This window comes from Bacillus sp. J14TS2 (genome assembly GCF_018333015.1).
GTDB lineage: Bacteria > Bacillota > Bacilli > Bacillales > Bacillaceae_C > Lederbergia.
Genome location: NZ_BORE01000008.1, coordinates 206,134 through 225,626, shown reverse-complemented (window position 1 = coordinate 225,626; position 19,493 = coordinate 206,134). Strand labels below are relative to the sequence as shown.

At 37.9% G+C, this 19,493-nt stretch carries 24 protein-coding genes; 20 read left to right on the top strand and 4 right to left on the bottom strand.

Features of this window, described 5'->3' with window-relative positions; all coding sequences use genetic code 11:
• The first annotated feature begins 4 nt into the window (after positions 1-4).
• From KI375_RS14245 to KI375_RS14225, 5 genes are all read left to right on the top strand, one after another.
• A complete protein-coding gene (locus tag KI375_RS14245; protein WP_212974136.1) occupies positions 5-928 on the top strand; it encodes an ABC transporter ATP-binding protein in 924 nt (307 codons plus the stop codon).
• Positions 921-1,670, top strand: coding sequence for an ABC transporter permease (locus KI375_RS14240; RefSeq protein ID WP_212974135.1), 750 nt, complete (start codon positions 921-923; stop codon positions 1,668-1,670). Before KI375_RS14245 ends, KI375_RS14240 begins: the two co-directional genes overlap by 8 nt.
• A gap of 21 nt (positions 1,671-1,691) precedes the next feature.
• On the top strand, positions 1,692-2,606 hold the full coding sequence (locus KI375_RS14235) for a sensor histidine kinase (RefSeq protein WP_212974134.1): 915 nt from the start codon (positions 1,692-1,694) through the stop codon (positions 2,604-2,606).
• A gap of 342 nt (positions 2,607-2,948) precedes the next feature.
• Entirely contained in the window at positions 2,949-3,164 is a 216-nt protein-coding gene (locus tag KI375_RS14230; protein ID WP_212974133.1) for a hypothetical protein, read from the top strand.
• A 164-nt stretch (positions 3,165-3,328) separates the two neighbouring features.
• On the top strand, positions 3,329-3,781 hold the full coding sequence (locus KI375_RS14225) for a hypothetical protein (protein WP_212974132.1): 453 nt from the start codon (positions 3,329-3,331) through the stop codon (positions 3,779-3,781).
• Positions 3,782-3,855: 74 nt separating this feature from the next.
• Here the strand turns inward: KI375_RS14225 and KI375_RS14220 are convergent, their stop codons facing one another.
• Positions 3,856-4,278, bottom strand: a complete 423-nt coding sequence (locus KI375_RS14220; RefSeq protein ID WP_212974131.1) for a hypothetical protein — start codon at positions 4,276-4,278, stop codon at positions 3,856-3,858.
• 135 nt (positions 4,279-4,413) lie between these two features.
• Here KI375_RS14220 and KI375_RS14215 point away from each other — a divergent pair, with 135 nt between their 5' ends.
• The 14 genes from KI375_RS14215 to KI375_RS14150 all read left to right on the top strand — a co-directional run bounded on the left by KI375_RS14215 (position 4,414) and on the right by KI375_RS14150 (position 17,067).
• Complete coding sequence (locus tag KI375_RS14215) at positions 4,414-4,650, top strand: hypothetical protein (RefSeq protein WP_212974130.1); 237 nt, start codon at positions 4,414-4,416, stop codon at positions 4,648-4,650.
• Between the two features lie 89 nt (positions 4,651-4,739).
• Positions 4,740-5,576 carry a class I SAM-dependent methyltransferase gene (locus KI375_RS14210; protein ID WP_212974129.1) on the top strand — a complete coding sequence of 279 codons (837 nt, stop codon included), beginning with the start codon at positions 4,740-4,742 and terminating at the stop codon, positions 5,574-5,576.
• Positions 5,577-5,860: 284 nt separating this feature from the next.
• Positions 5,861-6,526: an NAD(P)-dependent oxidoreductase gene (locus KI375_RS14205; RefSeq protein WP_212974128.1), complete on the top strand. Its 666-nt coding sequence runs from the start codon at positions 5,861-5,863 to the stop codon at positions 6,524-6,526.
• Between the two features lie 83 nt (positions 6,527-6,609).
• Entirely contained in the window at positions 6,610-6,810 is a 201-nt protein-coding gene (locus KI375_RS27410; RefSeq protein ID WP_244852637.1) for a hypothetical protein, read from the top strand.
• Between the two features lie 139 nt (positions 6,811-6,949).
• Entirely contained in the window at positions 6,950-7,702 is a 753-nt protein-coding gene (locus tag KI375_RS14195) for a copper homeostasis protein CutC (protein ID WP_212974127.1), read from the top strand.
• 237 nt (positions 7,703-7,939) lie between these two features.
• Positions 7,940-10,054, top strand: coding sequence for a BglG family transcription antiterminator (locus KI375_RS14190; RefSeq protein WP_212974126.1), 2,115 nt, complete (start codon positions 7,940-7,942; stop codon positions 10,052-10,054).
• Between the two features lie 25 nt (positions 10,055-10,079).
• Positions 10,080-10,520 carry a PTS sugar transporter subunit IIA gene (locus KI375_RS14185; protein WP_212974201.1) on the top strand — a complete coding sequence of 147 codons (441 nt, stop codon included), beginning with the start codon at positions 10,080-10,082 and terminating at the stop codon, positions 10,518-10,520.
• A 5-nt stretch (positions 10,521-10,525) separates the two neighbouring features.
• Positions 10,526-10,795: a PTS sugar transporter subunit IIB gene (locus tag KI375_RS14180; protein ID WP_207452424.1), complete on the top strand. Its 270-nt coding sequence runs from the start codon at positions 10,526-10,528 to the stop codon at positions 10,793-10,795.
• Positions 10,796-10,818: 23 nt separating this feature from the next.
• Positions 10,819-12,114 carry a PTS ascorbate transporter subunit IIC gene (locus KI375_RS14175; RefSeq protein WP_212974125.1) on the top strand — a complete coding sequence of 432 codons (1,296 nt, stop codon included), beginning with the start codon at positions 10,819-10,821 and terminating at the stop codon, positions 12,112-12,114.
• A gap of 78 nt (positions 12,115-12,192) precedes the next feature.
• Positions 12,193-13,185, top strand: coding sequence for a phosphotriesterase family protein (locus KI375_RS14170; RefSeq protein ID WP_212974124.1), 993 nt, complete (start codon positions 12,193-12,195; stop codon positions 13,183-13,185).
• 84 nt (positions 13,186-13,269) lie between these two features.
• Positions 13,270-13,989, top strand: coding sequence for a creatininase family protein (locus KI375_RS14165; protein ID WP_212974200.1), 720 nt, complete (start codon positions 13,270-13,272; stop codon positions 13,987-13,989).
• Between the two features lie 9 nt (positions 13,990-13,998).
• Positions 13,999-14,727 carry a KDGP aldolase gene (locus KI375_RS14160; protein ID WP_212974123.1) on the top strand — a complete coding sequence of 243 codons (729 nt, stop codon included), beginning with the start codon at positions 13,999-14,001 and terminating at the stop codon, positions 14,725-14,727.
• Positions 14,724-15,452: an SIS domain-containing protein gene (locus KI375_RS14155; protein WP_212974122.1), complete on the top strand. Its 729-nt coding sequence runs from the start codon at positions 14,724-14,726 to the stop codon at positions 15,450-15,452. The genes KI375_RS14160 and KI375_RS14155 overlap by 4 nt, the downstream gene beginning before the upstream one ends.
• Before the next feature lie 1,162 nt (positions 15,453-16,614).
• Complete coding sequence (locus tag KI375_RS14150; protein WP_212974199.1) at positions 16,615-17,067, top strand: class I SAM-dependent methyltransferase; 453 nt, start codon at positions 16,615-16,617, stop codon at positions 17,065-17,067.
• A gap of 341 nt (positions 17,068-17,408) precedes the next feature.
• On the opposite strand, the gene KI375_RS27975 is transcribed toward KI375_RS14150, so the two are convergent.
• Positions 17,409-17,573 (bottom strand): DUF3951 domain-containing protein, encoded by a 165-nt coding sequence (locus tag KI375_RS27975; protein WP_212974121.1) that lies wholly within the window; start codon positions 17,571-17,573, stop codon positions 17,409-17,411.
• 57 nt (positions 17,574-17,630) lie between these two features.
• On the opposite strand from KI375_RS27975, the gene KI375_RS14140 reads away from it, so the two are divergent.
• Positions 17,631-18,152, top strand: coding sequence for a hypothetical protein (locus KI375_RS14140; RefSeq protein WP_212974120.1), 522 nt, complete (start codon positions 17,631-17,633; stop codon positions 18,150-18,152).
• Here the strand turns inward: KI375_RS14140 and KI375_RS14135 are convergent.
• Together KI375_RS14135 and KI375_RS14130 are read right to left on the bottom strand one after the other, a co-directional pair.
• Complete coding sequence (locus KI375_RS14135) at positions 18,098-18,301, bottom strand: Mor transcription activator family protein (protein ID WP_244852648.1); 204 nt, start codon at positions 18,299-18,301, stop codon at positions 18,098-18,100. The two genes, KI375_RS14140 and KI375_RS14135, sit on opposite strands and share 55 nt — an antisense overlap.
• 77 nt (positions 18,302-18,378) lie before the next feature.
• A complete protein-coding gene (locus KI375_RS14130) occupies positions 18,379-19,317 on the bottom strand; it encodes a hypothetical protein (protein WP_212974118.1) in 939 nt (312 codons plus the stop codon).
• Positions 19,318-19,493 lie beyond the last annotated feature (176 nt).

Here is a 19,493-nt window from a genome sequence, read left to right as displayed (position 1 = left end):
ATGTATGAGCGATTATGTACTGAAAACAAGTAACTTAACAAAACAGTTTAAAAATCAGATGGCTCTAAATAAAGTGAACCTATCGATAAAAAAAGGATCCATTTATGGGTTCATTGGACAAAATGGTGCTGGAAAATCTACACTTATTCGAATTGTAACAGGTCTTGCCAATCCCACTACCGGTTCGATTGAATTATTTGGGCATAGCCATGGGCAGGAGCTGAATAAGACTAGGAAGCGGATCGGTACAATCATAGAAGGGCCGGCATTATATCCGCATATGACAGCTGCTGAAAATTTAGAAGCACACCGGCTTTTAAAAGGAATTCCTGGGAAAGAATGTGTAGAAAGAACACTTGCCATCGTAGGTCTTCAGAATACAGGAAAAAAGAAGGCAAAAAACTTCTCATTAGGAATGAAACAAAGGCTAGGAATAGCCATTGCCTTACTTGGAGATCCTGAATTTTTAATTCTTGATGAGCCTATCAACGGGCTAGATCCAATGGGGGTCGTTGAAATACGACAGCTATTGAAAAAATTGAATCAGGAATATGGCATGACCATTTTAATTTCCAGCCATATATTGAGCGAATTACATTTGCTTGCGACCCATTATGGGATTATTCATCATGGGGATTTATTGGAGCAATTAACAATAGATGAACTTAATCAAAAATGCCAACAATTTTTGCATATTAAAGTAAATAATCCTGAAAAAGCTGCCACGATTATAGAAACGACGCTTTCAACAAATGATTTTGAAGTCATGCCAGATGGATGTATTAAACTATTCGGCTATGTTGATGCCCCTGGAAAGGTTTCATCAATACTTGTAAATGCGGGCCTGGTCATTGAGCAATTCATGCCAATGGGACAGGACCTGGAGTCTTATTTTACAAATCGTATTGGGGGTATTCATCATGGGTAATCTCATTATGGCAGAATGGTATAAGTTAAAGAAGGACCGATCATTATGGACGTTGGTCCTCATTCTTGTGGCTATTAGTCTTTCCTATCCTTTGTTAATTGTATTTGATGAGGGAGCCGATACGATTAAAGTCATTGATTTTTATCGAGATACTATTCTCGCAGGAAACAATTATGTGATAAGACTTGTTCCCTGTATATTAGCCGGTTTCTTTATTTCCAATGAATATTCAATTGGAACGATGAAAAGTATTGCTTCTTCGGGAAATAGCAGGGTCCGTATGTATTTTGCAAAATTGATTGTCTACTCCATTGGGGCCATTTTAATCTCATTGATATTTCCCATTATTTTTACAGGAGCTTCCTCCGTTTTTCCTCATTTCAACGGAATGCCGGGTATCGGATACTTTGCAGCAACAATTGGATTAACAATTCTTTATACAATCGCTTTTGCGTCAATAATGGCATTGTTTGCTACAATCTTTACGGATAGTGGTAAGGCCATCGGTTTTATGCTGATCTTTTTCCTGCTTTTTGATAGTATTTTGTATGTATTAAGCAGCGTATCTCCAGTATTTGAAGGCTTTTTTAACTATTCGGTATTTAAGTTATTTTTAGATATCGTAAATGTAGATACAGTTCATGGGGTTGAAATGTTTAAATTGCTCATCGTTCCGGTTGTAACTTTTGTCGCTTTCGGAATTTTGGGAAGCATCTTATTCTATAAAAGGGAAATAAAATAAGGAAATGAGCGGGTGAGGTAAATGGTGTATATAGCAATATGTTCAATTTTAATCGCATTATTTATTCTCATCCGCTTTATTTTCCTGAAAAAGGAAATACGAAGTGTGAATGAACAATTGCAGGAGAGATACCAAGCTGAAACGGATATGAAAATCAGACTCGGATATTATGATAAGGATTTGGAAAAATTAGCAAAGGAAATAAATATCCAAATAGATGAAACGAAGAGGGCGACTGCCCAAAAAAGACGAACAGAAAATGAGTTAAAGCAAGCAATCTCAAGTATTTCCCATGATATCCGTACCCCGATGACCTCAATCTTGGGGTATATTCAATTTTTAGAGGATGATAATATCCCTGCGGACATAAGAAAAGAGTATACCATGATTGTAAAAAATGGTGCCTCAAGGTTAAAAGTGCTACTAGAAGACTTTTTTGAGTTATCCATTATTGAGTCAGCAGATTATCCATTAAAGATAGAATCCATTCAATTAAATGATTTGGTCCTGGAGGTTTTAGTAGGTTTTTATGAAGAAATCAATCAAAAGCATATCGAGCCAACTATTCATATTCCGGAGGATGAGATAAGGGTCGAGGCTGATGTCTCTGCAGTCAAGCGGGTAATAGAAAACTTAGTTACAAACGCTTTAAAGCATTCTACTGGCAATGTAACCATTTATTTAAAAAGGAACCCTTCATTCGTTGAGCTGACGATTAGTAATCCAGCTCTGCAATTAAAGGAAGAAGATCTCTTTCACATGTTTGATCGCTTTTATAAAGCGGATCAAGCAAGGAAGGGAAAAGGAACAGGACTCGGATTAGCCATTGCCAAAAGTTTAATGGAAAAAATGAACGGAAATCTTTCAGCGGAATTGAAAGAGCAGCAATTAGTGATGAAATGTGAGTGGAAAACCGTGATTCGTGATAGGGGATAGGTCTATATAAGTGAATGGGAAAATCAATTCAATAACTGGTTCATTTCCCCTTTGTTGATTTCGTGAAGTGATGACGACATGCCAATCTGTTGAGGACACAGCTATGGCTTTTTCCGTTTCAAAACCCAATCCTTAGTTTCCCCCAGCTGCTATGATAATTGTTTTCGTGGCTTCTTTCATTTTATCTACTATTCCAATCAATTTCCTATGAGCTAATAAATAGAATCCGCAAGGCCAAGCTTTCAATCTCAGTAGTAGCATTTAATCCCGGCATGATGCTTGGCAAAGGTTCAACACTAACGAGTGATTGTAAACCCTTTCAATGTTTCACGTGGAACAATTATGCCGATCCTGCGTTTTGTTCACCCTAGCATTCGCTCAACCAAACAATCGGGAGACGATCTTGCAAACCTTATTAATAGCAGCTCTATTACCAGCGGGACGTATTGGGACGGCCGCAAACAAATCCCATCCTCAGAGGAATCTTATAATAAAGAACGTGCTGCCGAGCTATGGAATCGGAGTTCTGAAAGGCTTGACTTGGAGAAGGATATTTGAGAAATTGAGCGGGGATAAGAGGAGCCATCGAGGGGGATTTTAAGTATAGTTTACATCATAATTCAATTATTTTTTATTGAAAATTTGGGAATTGATTAAAAAATACCAATATTATGTTAAACTGGAACATAATCAACTTATTAAATATGGAAAGGGGAAAATGGATGAAAAAAAACCTATGGTTCATGTCCATGCTAATCCCATTTATTCTAATCATTTTAGTTAGTTGTTCGAATGGGACTAGTGAAGAAGAACAAGGGATAGAAACCAAAGAAGCTACTTATTTTAAAGCTGACAACTATACGATGTTAGGTGAAGAAAATAAAGTAGGGTTTATATTAAATGAAAATGAAGATTTAGTTGCTAATAAACCAAATAAGTACATGTGGCACTTATGGGGGAATGAAGACTTTGAAGAAAAAGACTTTAAAGTTACAGGCGTTAACCTTGATACCAATGATGAAGAGACGATCGTTACTTCTGCCATAGCTGGTCCTAATAATGGAGCAGATGCCCATATTCCATCAAATATGAATTTCCCCTCAGAAGGGGTCTGGGAACTAAGTGTCTTTGTTGGCGGGGAACTATTTGAAAAAATATCAGTTGAAGTATTATAAATAAGAGCAAGGGCCATTCCAGAAAGTCAGTGAAAACTAAGTTTCTGGAATAGCCCTTTTTAAAATCATCCTGTTCAAATGTATGACTCGATAACATTCTTGAAATCCTGATTGATAATGGAATTAAATGCCTTATTAATCAAAACTTTGTGTTGATTGTCTAATACAAGTATTGGATAATAACTCACGACCGGACTTCTTCTAACTTTTACTTTCTGATATTCGATATGGTTAATCTGTTCTTTTGGAATGGAGAGTTCTTGCCCCTTTATAGTCAAAACAATCGTATTTTCATAGATTGAAATTTTTTTACTTCGTTTAAATAGAAGCAGGTATAATCCGATGAGTGCAAACACGACACCAATGACCATTAACATCGTTTTTGCATAGATAAAATTTGCGCCGACAAAGGCTATAATTCCTACAATAATAAATGCAAAACAATTTTTGTTACTGTCGGTCTTACCAGCATACAAAAGTTCACCAAATTCCTTCAAGCTTATTCCTCCTAGTTGTTTTCATAGAGATACCAGTATTGATACTACCATTATACAAATGAATGTTTACGAGAAATCATATCATTGTTTAGAGTTATGATAAAATGATAAGTACTATTCGAAAAAGTCAGCCAAATGAACAAGCAGGAATTTTCTTATTATATTTTGAATGAAGGAAGGGATCAAGACATTAGCCAATCAAAATCAAAATTAGTAGGTATCTATTTATTGTTTGTTGTTGCTGGCTTAATCATTGGTTATACTATCTTTTCGCCTATTATCGGAAACATGATGTTTGGATTAACAATGGGTTTTATTATTGGAGGAGGTCCTGGCTCGCTTATAGTTCTCAAACTCGAAAAAGGTAATTGATATTTTTAAAAATGAAAGCGATTTCCAAGGATAGCAAGAAATATAGCTTTCGAAAGTCAATGTTAACCATCTAGAAAGTTATTACTAGATTGATAAAAATAACAATAATTGTTTTGAAGGGAGAGGTAGCTTTGTTTTCTGACTTATCCAATCGCCTTTTAACAGGAACTTATAAGGAAAGAATGGATCATATTGCGGCTGAATCAGGTAAATATGAGTACACGTGTAATTTTAAGTATGAAGGAATATTAGCAGAAGAAATATTAACTGAGGAATTAAGGAATATACTCCGCGGCGGGAAAGTACTCGATGTTGGTTGTGGTCATGGAGAGTACACCAATAGCTGGTCTGATTATGCAGAAGAAGTGGTTGGATACGATATGACGGAAGGGTTTATTGAAACTGCAAATAAAAATAAAAAGCCCAATGTAAGGTACGTAGTTGGAAATACAAAAGATGGATTAGGGCTTCCTTTCCCAACAGATTACTTTGATGTTGTTTACACAAAGAAAGGACCAACAAGTTGGTTTCCAGAAGGTAATAGAGTAGTAAAACCTGGAGGTACAATATTGTTACTTTATCTATATAATTGGCTATCTGACATTGGAGATTATTATAAAGGGTGGATTGAACCGAATTCTAATGGAGCAGAAACCCTTAACATAATAAATGAGAGGTTAGCTAAAAGTGGGTTTGAGAACATAAAGACCAAAACCATAGAGGAAATTGCTTATATACCTACTCCAGAAGATGTTATTAACTACATATTCTTTGGCCAGAGTAAAAAGTTTATTGATTATGTCAAAGAACAGCACTTAGAAAAAGTCCAAAGGCAGTTCGAAAAATATGCTCATGACAAAGGAACAGACAGAGGTATTAAGGTAACGAATTACTATTGTTTAATCCATGCAAAAGCATCGTCCTAGATTCTATTAACCATTTTTGGAGGATATTCTATGAAAACTACAGATTGCTCTAAAATTGAAACAGTTATTAACGTATATGGGGCTGTAACAGCAAAACGTTAAAACTGTACACTGTCAGCCATTTGTATAACCGCAATTGTTGCAACAACAAAATTTGAAATATACTCTTATAACATTATTTATTAAGCAAATGATATGTTTCTCATAGATGTTTGTGGCTTATGTTTGCTCTTAACATACGATTTCCGAGTTTTGTTGGTGAACCCCAGTAGGATCAATATGATTTGTACTATAAACAAAGCGAAAGAATGGGTGAAATGATGAATATTATAATTTTCGGCGCATCAGGTGCTACTGGACATGAACTGGTCAAACAGGCGTTAGCGCAGGGACATCATGTGACCGCATTTGTGCGTAATCCGTCGAAGTTACAAATTCAACATGATCAGTTAAAGTTCATTCAAGGAAATGTGACTGACTACGCCTCGGTCGAACGTGCTATACAGGAGCAGGATGCGGTACTTTGCGCGCTTGGCGCTTCTTCTCCTTTGCGAAGGGATCCGGCTCTGATTGAAGGTGTTGACAACATTACGTTAGCGATGAAGAAGCAACACGTAAACCGATTCATTTATTTGTCCTTCCTAGGGGTTAAGGAAGGTCGTAAGGGATTAGGTTTCTTTATTAAATACATCGTTGTTCAATTGCTCCGCAATGTAGTTGCCGACCATGAGGTCAAGGAACAGATTGTAAAGAACAGCAATCTCGACTGGACGATCGTTCGTCCCCCAAGATTGACAAATGGCAACCAGACAGGCAATTACAGAAGCGGGGAGACCATTGAACAGCATTCCTTCATTCTAACGATCTCACGTGCGGATCTTGCTGATTTCATGCTTAGGCAGCTGTCTGACCCAAGTAATATAGGAAAGGCACCGCGAGTCATGTATTGACATCACCTTTTCTTATCGATGATCTAATATCCTCCCGTATTAATTGTAACTGCTGAATACGATCTACTATGAGATGATAAAAATTGCTTAAATATAATACCGATGATTTAATGTTGAACAGAGACCAAGGAGGATTAACATGGCAAGGATTATGGAATATCTTCATTCGAAGAAGCAGAATGCCGAGAAAATACAATGCAACATGTTGTGGCTACTCAACCGCTGTATTGCAGGATAAGGCAGGCGGTGACCATACCCAACACCCTGAATTCGCCGTAGCGTGACGGGCAGCTAATAAGATGACACCTGGAGAGAGAAGCAAGGCGACAGTTTATACCTCTGATGAACAGTGTTAAATTCATTTCTTTTTCTGATAGATGGTGTAATAGGTCGATCAAAGAATGGGGAAGGGGGAAGAATAGAATGAAAAAAGTCGCTGAAATATGTTGTGGCAGTATAGAGGATGCTTTAATCGCACAGAGAGCAGGAGCGGATCGAATAGAATTAAACAATGCCATGTATTTATTTGGATTAACACCATCTCTTGGAACTATCAAGTTGGCAGTTGAATCTTGTCATGTTCCCCTTGTAGTCATGGCTAGGCCGCGTCCGGGCGGATTTAATTATAATGACCATGAACTTGACACGATACTTGCGGATATTGAATCTATGGTGGAGTATGATATTGAGGGCGTGGCATTTGGGTGTTTAGATGAGAATGGGAATATTGATAAAGAAAAGAATAAGAAAATAATAGATGTGATTCATAAAGGTAATAAGGATGCAATTTTTCACAGAGCATTTGATGGGGTCAAAAATCCTTTTAGGTCAATGGAATTACTTATTGATTTGGGAGTAAAGCGGGTATTGACCAGCGGATTAAATACAACTGCAGGGCGTGGGGTAGAATTATTAGCGGAATTGCAGCATAGCTACGGGGATAAAATCGAAATTCTGGCTGGCGGTGGGGTTACTGCTTTGAATTGTAATAATATCCATCATAAAACTGGAATTCTTCAATACCATAGTTCTTGTAAATCATGGAGATTGGACCCAACCACAATAGGGAATGTCTCCTTTGCTTTTGCTGAAAAACCACATGAAGCCGAATATAACGTAGTAGATTACATTAAAGCAGTAGAATTCGTTAACGCAGTGAGAGGTAATATAATGTAAATTGAAAATAAAACTCGGATATACTTCCGGGTTTTTATTTATGGAGAATTTATAAGTGAACAGACAAAGGTATTCACAAATTTTGGAGACAGGAATATCCAAATTTAAATCTGCCTGCTTATCAGTACAATTTTGCACACTTCTATGTGGTTCACTTGGTCTTATCTTAAGGATGAAATCCTATTATAATTCAGATATAGGCATACTACAAATGAACAATTGATTAGGAGGATAATGATGGATCAACGTAGTATGGCAATTTTAAATAAGCTTTCGAAAGCGGATTCGTATATTACTGTCCAGGCGCTTGCCGCATTGCTAAATGTGTCGCGACGCACCATCTACAGTGACCTTGAAAAAGTTAATGATTGGTTGGCGGAACATCACCTTGCCAAAATCAAACAGGTAAGAGGACAGGGCTTGTATATAGATAAGCCGACTAGGAAAGAACTAATAAGGAACAATTTTTTCACTGGAATGACTTATTATGAATTCTCTCCTGTAGAGAGGAAGGCTTGGATATTCATTCATGCTGCGGGAGCGGACCGAGCTTGTTTTTTAGAAGATATCAGGCAGCTCTTTCAAGTAAGCAGGAACACAATCCTAGAGGATGTTAAAAAGCTGAAGGAAGAAGTCAAAGCTTACCAGTTGAGCATTCATACAGAACGAAAAACAGGATACATCATCAGGGGAAATGAAAATAAGATAAGAATGTTGTTAATCAATTATCTATCAATGGTGACCCCACATGAAGGCTGGCATGATGTCCTATCCGATTTACAAGATGCTCCCAAGAGGAATCAAGCATTGCAGCCTTATTCACTTTTTAATACACATTTGATAGGCGTATTACGTCAGTTAATACATGATTATGAACAACGATTTATGATTGAATTTACGGATGAGGTTTTGGACAATATTGTCATTTGGTTTTTCTTTTTCTTAAGACGTATCTCTCAAAAGGAGTTTGTGGAGGTAGACTCCATTGAAAAGGAAGTCATTGAAACAACGGATGAATATGCGGGCGTCTATTTACTATGTAAACATTTATCCGAGTCATTGAATATGACGATCCCGGATAATGAAGTCCATTATTTCACGAGGTTTCTTTTAAGCGCGAAAGTCAATTACAACCTTCGTACAAGATTAGAAAGCGATGAGATGCAGGAATTATTGCAAGTTGTGGAGAAAATGGTTTCAGACTTTCAACTGTATGCTGCGATAGAGTTTCAGGAGCCACAACAAATGATCCAAAATTTGTTGCTACATTTAAAGCCTGCATACTACCGAATAAAATATGGGATTGAAATTGAAAATGTATTGAGGGATTCGGTCATACAAAATTATCCTGAGGTTTTTCATTTAACAAAAAAGGTCGTGCACCATTTTGAAGATTTGATTGGTCAGTCGATCGCAGAAAGTGAAGTCGCATTTATTGCGATGCATTTTGGTGGGTGGCTTCGAAAAGAAGGTCTGATGCTTGAACAAACCGTAAAAAGGATGCTTATTGTATGTACGAATGGATTAGGCACATCACGGCTGCTGGAAAGCCAACTGGAAGGACTGTTTTCGGATATCCAAACTACCGGAGTAGCATCATTAAGAGAATATGAAAAAATGGATTTAGATGTCGATTTCATTGTATCCACGATAGCGCTCGAAGACAAAGGAGTTCCAGTCTTTGTCATTAACCCTGTTTTAAATAATGAAGACAAAGAGCAGTTGTTGATCAAGGTGAACAGCTTGTTTGACTATTCGTCGAAAAAACAAATTTACTCGGTGGAGACAATCATGGATATTGTGAAACGATATGCGGTGATAGAAGATGACAAGGCACTATCCAAAGAACTTAGAAGATACTTGCATCCTCCGATCAATATGGAAAGTGAAACGCCAAAGCCAAACCTCGCTGAACTTCTGCCACCGGATAGGATTTTATTAAGAAAACAGGTATCTAGTTGGAAAAAGGCTATAAGAATTGCCGCGGAGCCATTACTTAAACAAGGATATATCCAAGAAGAATATATATTCAAGATGATTGAAAATGTGGAAGCAAATGGCCCATATATCATCATATCGGAATACTTTGCCCTTCCGCATGCCAACCCGGATAATGGCGTGATGAAAACCGGAATGAGCATGCTGCATTTGGAAGAGCCAGTCGATATATTGGGAAAACCTGCAAAAGTCATTGTTGTTTTAGCCTCAAAAGATAATGAACAGCATTTAAAAGCTTTATCCCAGCTTACGAAACTATTTTCGGACAAAAAAAACAAAGAACAAATAATGTATGCGACAGATGCAAATGAAATTGCCGAACCTATTAAAACATACGGTGCAGTGCGAAATTAACAGCATAATAAGGTGAGTGAAGTTGATGAAGTTTTTGGAAGAAAGCATCGTAGAGATTGGTCTGGAAGTGGCCGATGCAGAAGGTGCTATTGAAGCAGCCGGAAATCTCTTAGTGGATGAGGGACTTGTAGAGAAATCATATACTGAAGCGATGAGGAATTCATATAAGGAAAATGGCCCTTATTTCGTGTTGGCGCCCAGCATAGCGATACCACATGCGCGACCCGAAGATGGGGTGAAGGAAGCATCCGTGTCTCTTGTGCAGCTAAAGAAGCCTGTCGTATTCGGGCATTCCGCAAATGACCCGGTACACCTTGTATTCGGTCTTGGTGCATCATCAAGTGATGAGCACCTCATCTTACTGCAAAAGTTGACAACTTTATTAAACGACCCTGTTAATGTAGATAAATTGAGATCAGCTACAAGTTATGAAGATATAAAAAACATTTTGGAAATGGAGCGATGAACATGATTAAGGTATTGACTGTATGCGGATTAGGACAAGGAACAAGTTTGATTTTGAAAATGAATGTGGAACAGGCATTAGCAGATAAGGGGATTAGCGCAGATGTCGAACATACAGATGTCTCGACAGCTTCAAGTATGCAGGCGGATTACATCATCACCAGCAACGAACTTGCAGAAGGTCTCGTTGGCCATAGTGCAAAGGTCTTCATTGTAAATAACTATTTTGATATGGATGAGATAAACAAGGCAATAGATGAAAATGTCACAGATTAAATAGGTATTGGGAGGAATATGAAATGGATGTCATTTTTTGGATTGCCACGAATATTTTCGGACAAGCAGCAATCTTGCTAGGATTCATCGTCCTTTTAGGATTGCTGCTTCAAAAGAAAAGTACGAGTCAAGTAATCAGCGGAACTTTTAAAGCTGTCATTGGTTTTCTAATCATTAGTGCGGGTGCAACTGTAATCACTAATGCACTTACGGTATTTGAGCCATTATGGAAGGAAGTATTCAACCTTTCGGAAGAGCCTCTCGGGAATTTCATAGGGCAAGAAGGGTTTAACGCGAAGTATGGCAGTGCTGTCACATTAGCGATGACGTTAGGATTTATCATTAACGTTTTACTAGCCAGGTTTACTAGACTTAAATTCATTTATTTAACTGGTCATATGATGTTCTGGACGACGACCATTTTTGCGGGTATTGTGATCCAGACCGCCGGTGATGTTTCATTTGAGAAACTTGTCATCTTTCTGGCTGTGTTCATGGGATTATATTGGACTATTCAACCGGCATTGACACAGCCTTTCATGCGTAAAATTATGGGCAATGACAATATTGCATTAGGGCATACCTCCGCTTCTGTTTCATTGCTAAGTGCCCTTGCAGGTAAGTATCTTGGTAATAAAGAAAATGACTCTGAAAAAATCAAGCTGCCCAAAGGTCTGGAATTTTTAAGAGATTCCAATGTCATTACGGCATTGACAATGGGATTACTGTTTTTAATCGGTGCGATCATCATTTCCTTTAAAGATACACCAGGATCGCAAGCGTTAGTCGAAGCCGCTGGAGAACAGAACTTTATCGTGTACGCCATCATCCAGTCGTTCACCTTTGCCGCAGGGATTGCAGTTGTATTACTGGGTGTACGTATGTTTATCGGCGAGATGGTGCCAGCGTTTAAAGGTATAGCGACTAAAATCGTCCCTGGTGCGAAACCCGCGTTAGACAGTCCGGTTGTATTCCCATTCGCACCGAACGCAGTCATCCTAGGCTTTTTAGGATCATTCATCGGAGCCTTGATTTGGTTGGTTATTTTGGGAAATACAGTTGGTTACGTATTTGTTCCGACAATGATTGTATTGTTCTTCCACTCTGCGACTGCAGGTGTGTTTGGTAATGCCACTGGGGGTGCCAGAGGTGCCATCATAGCTGGTTTTATTACTTCTACTGTCGTAGCTTGGGGGCAATTCATCACGGTGAAAATGCTATTGCCAGATACCATTCCGGATACGGCAATGTGGGCAGCGGATTCAGACATGTTTGTTTTAGGCCCAATCGTCCGTTGGTTGGCACAACTGCTTTTCTAATATAAAAGTGAATAGGGAGATGGCCATTCTCCCTTTTCCCCTTTCAATTAATAAAAGTTCAATTCAGGAGTGATGAACATGAGTTTTATTAGAACAATGCATGGTGATATAGATCCAAAGAAATTAGGCTTTACCTATTCACATGAACATATTGTCTGCCGCCCGCCATATTGGGTAGAACATGAAGCGGATGATCTGCTCTTAGATGATAAAGAAAAGTCCAAGCAAGATGTACTGGATTTCAAAAATTTAGGGGGGCAAGCAATTGTCGACGCAACTGCAGTCGATTATGGCCGTGATGTACAAGCGGTAAAAGAAATCGCCGAGGAAACAGGGATAACCATCGTGGGCACAGCAGGATTCAATAAGAGCTTTCTATGGGATGCTCAAATACCTGAGCATGTGAAAAAGGTAGTCGGTGATTATAACACGTATTATGAATGGATTGATGCCAAATCTATCAATGAGCTTGCTGATTTTGTCATCCGCGAAATTGAAGAGGGACTAGAAGGTACGAATATTCGTGGTGGCCAAGTGAAGTTTGGGACAGGTTACAACAGGATAACCCCTTTGGAAGAAAAGACATTGCGTGCAGTAGCGCGAGCACATCATGAGACCAAGGCTCCGTTGCATTCCCATACAGAAGCAGGGACGATGGGACTTGAGCAGGTCGAGTTACTAAAAAGTGAAGGTGTTAATTTAGAATATATCAGTTTTGGCCACATGGACCGTAATCCAGATCCATATTACCATGAAAAAATGGCACAAACAGGCGCACTGCTTTCCTTTGATGGCATTTCAAAAATCAAATATGCCCCTGAAAGTACCCGCATCAAGTGTATATTGAATTTAGTAGAAAAAGGGTATGAAGACCAAATATTGGTCAGTGGAGATACAGCTAGAAAATCCTACTACAAACATTACGATCATGGATTAGGATTAAAAAATATAATCGGTAACTGGGTACCGAGGTTTATAGACGAAGCAAATAAAAATGGCTTTGGCGGCGAGATGTTAATTGATAAATTTTTCGTCAAAAACCCTGCACGCAGCTTTGCGTTTAAAAAATAAGGTCCCTGGTGTTACAGGAATTAGGTTGGCGTGACTTCATTTATAAAGAATGAAACTTTGACGAAATATGGTGGTGTAGGAGAAATGAACTTCCAATACGAGAATTCCTTTGATATAAAAGAAAAAATCAATCAATCCAACGTAGCCATTTTGCCAATTGGGGCGGTGGAAGCACATGGCCCCCATCTGCCACTTGGAACGGATAATTTGCTTGCCGAGCGGTTGGCGGCAAAATTGGCGGAGCGTGTAAATGGTTTGGTACTGCCGACATTGCCTTATGGCCAAGTATGGAGCCTACGCAATTTCCCAGGGAGTATTAATATAAGCAACAACTCTCTTATCGGTTTTCTTGTTGATATTGGTGAGAGCCTTTATAAACAAGGGTTCAGGACATTTGCGATGGTCAATGGGCATTTAGGGAACCAAACAGCATTGAAAGAAGCTGCACGTGTATTGTATGAATCTTGCCCCGAGATGCGTGTGTTTTATTTCTTCTATCCTGGCATGAACAAGGCCGCGTCTGAAGTCCGGGAAAAAGGTTCAGCACACAACACATACTTCCATGCCTGTGAAATCGAAACATCTTACATGCTTTATTTGGCGCCGGAACATGTGGACATGGACAAGGCGCTTACGGATATTCCGGACATACCAATGCATGCAGACTCAACGCCGACGCCCTGGGAAGAATTCACAAAAACAGCTGTCCTCGGTGATGCCAGCCTTGCAACCGAAGAAAAAGGAAAATATATAATCGACATTGCTCTGGAGAATATGTGCCAGATGATAAAAGAGAAGCGATAGAAGTAAGGGGTGAAGGTTTTGACAAAGAGACTTTATGATAAGTTTTTGTTTAACTTTTTAGCAAATGGCCGTGACAATGCTGCTGCAATAATGGAGGCTGGTTCTGGTTATGTGGTCCCGGGAATTGTATCAGACAAATTTGAATCGATAGAAGCGGCTGCAGAAAAAGTTGCTGAATTAAAATCTGTAACCGAGCTGGTGAGCATCGGCCTAGGCGGTGGGGGAGACACAACCAATTGGAAAAAAGTATTGGATATCGCTGCTGCTTCTATTCCGGGTCATATCAACCAGCCCTTTGAAACCTCCCCATATGCCAGAGGATACTTGGAGGGGAAAAATATTCCAAAACAGTTAGTCAATGCGCTTGTTCAACCAACGGGCGAGGTTGGGACAATAAAGATGGCTAATTCCGGTAAAATTATCCGGGTTGAGGATTTCATTGAAATAGCTGTAGCACTTGGAATAGAAAGTATCAAAATGATGCCGATCAAGGGTACACAGCACTTGGAGGAACTAATCTATTTGACTAAAATAGCAGCTAAAAGAGGAATCCGTGGAATAGAACCTGCAGGAGGAATCGATGCAAGCAATATTAAGGATATTATTGCCGGTGTAAAAGACATTGACATCGAATTGTTTATGCCACACATCTTTGGATCAACGATTGATAAAGATACGGAAGCGACAATTCCATCCAAAGTACGCGAAATCATCAGCGAGGTGAAGGGAACATTATGATCAATCAATATTTTAACAAAATCAATGAATTATTAGCTACTGTAGAAAAAAATGAATATGAGGCAATGAATAACGCAGCCAAAAAAGTAGCCGATGTCATTCAAAATGGTGGAGTGGTTCATTTATTCGGTTGCGGGCATTCACATATATTGACTGAAGAAGTCTATTATCGTGCGGGTGGCCTCGTTCCCATCCATCCAATTTTGCATGAGCCGCTCATGCTTCATGAAGGTGCTTTGCGTTCTTCTGCATTGGAAAGAAAAAACGATTATGCGAAGATATTTATGGAACAACAGGATATCCGTGAGAAAGATGTATTAATCGTAATCTCGACCTCGGGAAGAAATCCGGTTCCTGTCGATGTGGCGCATATTGGCAAGGCAAAGGGTGCCTTCGTTATTGGAATTACTTCAAAGGAATATTCATCTAGCCAACCATCACGTCATACATCCGGGGAATATTTGTACGATGCAGTGGATCTGGTAATCGATAATCATGCCCCGGTTGGAGATGCACTATTGTCACACGACAAAGTAAAGGTGAACTTTTCACCTAGTTCCACTGTTATTGGCTCAGCCATTTTAAATGCCATTTTTGCAGAATCCATAAAGTATATGGTAGAAAGTGGCTTTGAACCACCAATTTTCCTAAGTGGAAATATTGAAGGTGCTGATGGACATAATCAGCGATTAATTGATATGTATAGTGAACGAGTAAAATTATAAGAGAAAGACGGCCTGTTACCATGGTTTGGTAGCAGGCTTGTTTAATGTGGGCACTGAAACGGAAAGGTATGATAGCCTGGAAATTGTCCGTTATATATTCAGGGGTTTGGAAGTTAGCAATTGAGCATGATGTAAAGTGAGTTGGTTAATTATCTAGGTGTTTATGTATGAATTGACAAAGTATAATTTTTAATCATCATTAAAGATGAATAGGAGTTAGACTGTTTTTGCAGTCTGCAAATATTTATCATTACCAGAGGACATTGACTGTTCTTGTAGTCCGTGAAATCTGCACTAAAGTGAATTCTCAAAACCGCTCTAACTAGTTTAGGCGTTTTTTTCTTACCTAGTATTCTATTTGAAGACGTAGCGGGAACTTCATTCTATAACTGCGGAAAAGTTTAAATATGCTATGGAACCTTAATTAGATACACAACTGTGAATTTTCTATTCACTTCATCAACGAATTGGTAGAAGTCTTCCTCTTTTATATCGCTCAACCTAATCCATCGCTCTCTTTCTTTATAATAGTTTGTATAACATCACCAAATCCTATTGTTATCCTAAATTTATGATTATAGATAACCCTTTTCCCGTGTGGATTTGGATCAAATGGAGTAACTCTAAGTCCTTTAAATTCGGAAGAGGACAATGAAAAGGTAAAAAATTAATACATGGTTATACAAATAGTCGAACTATTATTACCGGGGTTCCAGATTATGTATTTGATGGGGGTTCTGGTCATTAGATACGTCATTTGAAAAATTTAATGATGAAGTTGATATTGAAGTTGATAAAATTCGAACTATAATGACCAACTTGACAGTGTAACTAGTGTTATCGAAATTTCCTTTGATTAAGTATGCGACAAAAGGGCATGACGGAGGCCATCACCTAATTACCATAAGTTCAGAAACTTGGGGAGGAATAAGACTGAAAATCAGGGAAGAATATATTTGAGGCAATAAAAGTGAGAATTAATTGACGCTATAATATCCTGATATTACGAAAATAACAATAAAATGATAGTTTTGAAGGGAGAGATAGCTTTGTTTCCTGACTTATCCAATCGCTTTTTTACAGGAACTTATAAGGAAAGAATGGATCATATTGCGGCTGAATCAGGTAAATATGAGTACACGTGTAATTTTAAGTATGAAGAATATTAGCAGAAGAAATATTAACTGAGGAGTTAAGGAATATACTCCGCGGCGGGAAAGTACTCGATGTTGGTTGTGGTCATGGAGAGTATACCAATCGCTGGTCTGATTATGCAGAAGAAGTGGTTGGATACGATATGACGGAAGGCTTTATTGAAACCGCAAATAAAAATAAAAAGCCCAATGTAAGGTACGTAGTTGGAAATACAAAAGATGGATTGGGGCTTCCTTTTCCAACAGATTACTTTGATGTCGTTTACACAAAGAAAGGACCAACAAGTTGGTTTCCAGAAGGTAATAGGGTAGTAAAACCCGGAGGTACAATATTGTTACTTTATCTATATAATTGGATATCTGACATTGGAGATTATTATAAAGGGTGGATTAAACCGAATTCTAATGGAGCAGAAACTCTTAAAAACATAAAGAGGCTGGGACAAAACTTCAGTAAATAAAAATTAAGGCGTTGGAGCTTACACTAAAAAAGTGTAGCCCCCACGCCTTTTTTGTGTAAGCGTCAAATAGGTTCTTATCCCGATTTTGGGATAAGAACCTATTTGACGCTTACTTTTTTTCGAAGAAGGGAAAGCCAAAAACGACCTCCTGCTTCCTCAGCAAAAAAGGTCGTTCTCAACCGTTTAAATTTTTTTATGCGAAAATTGAACCTTTTAGTTTAAAGTTAACGTCTTAAGTATAAGATGCCAATTATTCAATTATCTCCATTTGGCAAATACACAGTATTGGAGGTCAATAATTAAAAATAACCTGATTATTAAACTTAGGAGGTGATAATAATTTAATGTTCATTATCGTTTTCCCTTTTAGTACCTTTCATTGCATCATCAAACGGTGTATACATATTGTCATATCGTTTCTTTTTCACTAAGACATTATATACACCTCTAACTAGAATACCTAAAAATATTATTACTATCGAAATAAGTATTATATTCAAAATCATATTTACAACCCCTTATATTATATTTACAACTAATTTAATCTGAAAGGATGTATAAAATTGAAAAAAATACTAACTATCTTATCTTTTTTATTATTTATTAGTGTATTCAATGTAAATTTTGCTAGTGCTGCTTATAAAAGTGGAAATAAAACTTCTAACAAAGTAGCAATGGGTGGTCGTATTGTTCATTCATTTAAATTTTATCTGCTTTACAGCGAAACTTACAATTCCGCGTCTACAACATCTAACAACGTGACCTATAGGGAATCATATTTTAGCATGGATAGAAAAACTCCAGCTATAGCTAGTGCATCTTCGGCTACTGCATATTACAATGGTAACACAAAAGTTTCAGAAACTGGAGCATTTTCAAAATTCTCTCCTAGTCAGATTGTACCTGCAAACCACCAAGTACGTAATTATCGCCAATCTACAACAAAATCAGTTAAAAAGAAAACTGGTAAAGCAACAAATACAAGCTCTATTGTGGTTTCATGCTCGGCGTATGCACCATGTATATTTAATCAAAAAGTAACTTTATCATATATAATTCCCCTTATCCGCTCCTCGCTTAAGTGAAACATTTTTGCTAGACTAGCTATACTTTGTCCACCATTGTATAAACGGAAGATCTCCTTGTTACGTTCTTCCAATTCTACTCTAAGGCCTGTTCCAGATCCCCATTTTTTTCGCTCGTTTTGCGGAATATAAATATGTTGACCTGCCATGTATTTTTGGATCTCCTTTATAAGACGTTCAGGCAATATATCTTTTGCATTTGTATATTTTTCCATTTTATATATCCCTATATTTCTTTAAATAGCCGTATTGTATTTACCTTTTCCATGCCTTGGTTATGAAAGCCTTCTGTAACCATCGCAGCAAAAACATCAAAATTCTTTAAGGTGATGCGAGAAATGACAGATTCTATATTTAATTGTTTCATCGAAATAAGTGCTCCTTGTACAAATCTCCTAATTTCGTAACGGTCTAGGGTAAATTGGGGGCGCACATGTATGGAGAAAGCGGATGCATAAAGGGCTGTAGTTTCCTTATCTATTTCTTGAAGTTTTACCCGATAATTTGCGATTGCCGAAATTTCATTCGTAGCTTTATCTTTTAATGTAAGTATTACTTGATTCAAGCTTTGGTCTGGAGAATATTGCTTTTGGAACAATTCCGCCATACTATCCTCCCCATCTTCTAGAAGAATCTGTTTAATTTCCTCATATCCCATTTCCATGGCTGGTTCAATTCCAGATGAATCAAATGAATTAGGTTCTTCCCAACTATCCAGATTAAGCTCAGTCGTAATATAGGAATATTCCTCTGAGATAAATCCTAACCTTTCCCAGAATGAAATTCCCTCATTTCTTACTTGCCCAAACATGATCGGTGAATGATTAAAGATCTTTGTTCCACCATTTTCCGCAACCGCATGGACACACTGATGTAATAACTCAACAAGTGCATCTTCAAATTCCTGTAAAAAACCACATTCTAAATAAGCATACTTCGTGACCTTAGCAGTGTATACCCCCATAAAGGAAACAATTTTATTATCATTAATCGCAATAAATCCCTTATTATGAGACTCCGAATAACAATACTGTCTTTTTAAACTCTCACTTGACACCCCATATACAATTATTGCATCCCCAGAAAACCGCTTCATTGTCGCATCGATTAAATGATAAATCATCTCAAAATCATCCGTTTCTTGTACAGCCCTAATATGAAACATTCAATCAACTCCTTTTTGTTGTACTCTTATTATGGCAAGTTTATTAGATGCGTAATATACTAAACATTTTTATAAAAATATTTAAACATGAAACTTGAGAACGGTTCCTCTGATTCATAATACACTCCAGTGTGTTCCAACTGATAGTCAGCGCTCAAATTTGCAACCGTACAAAC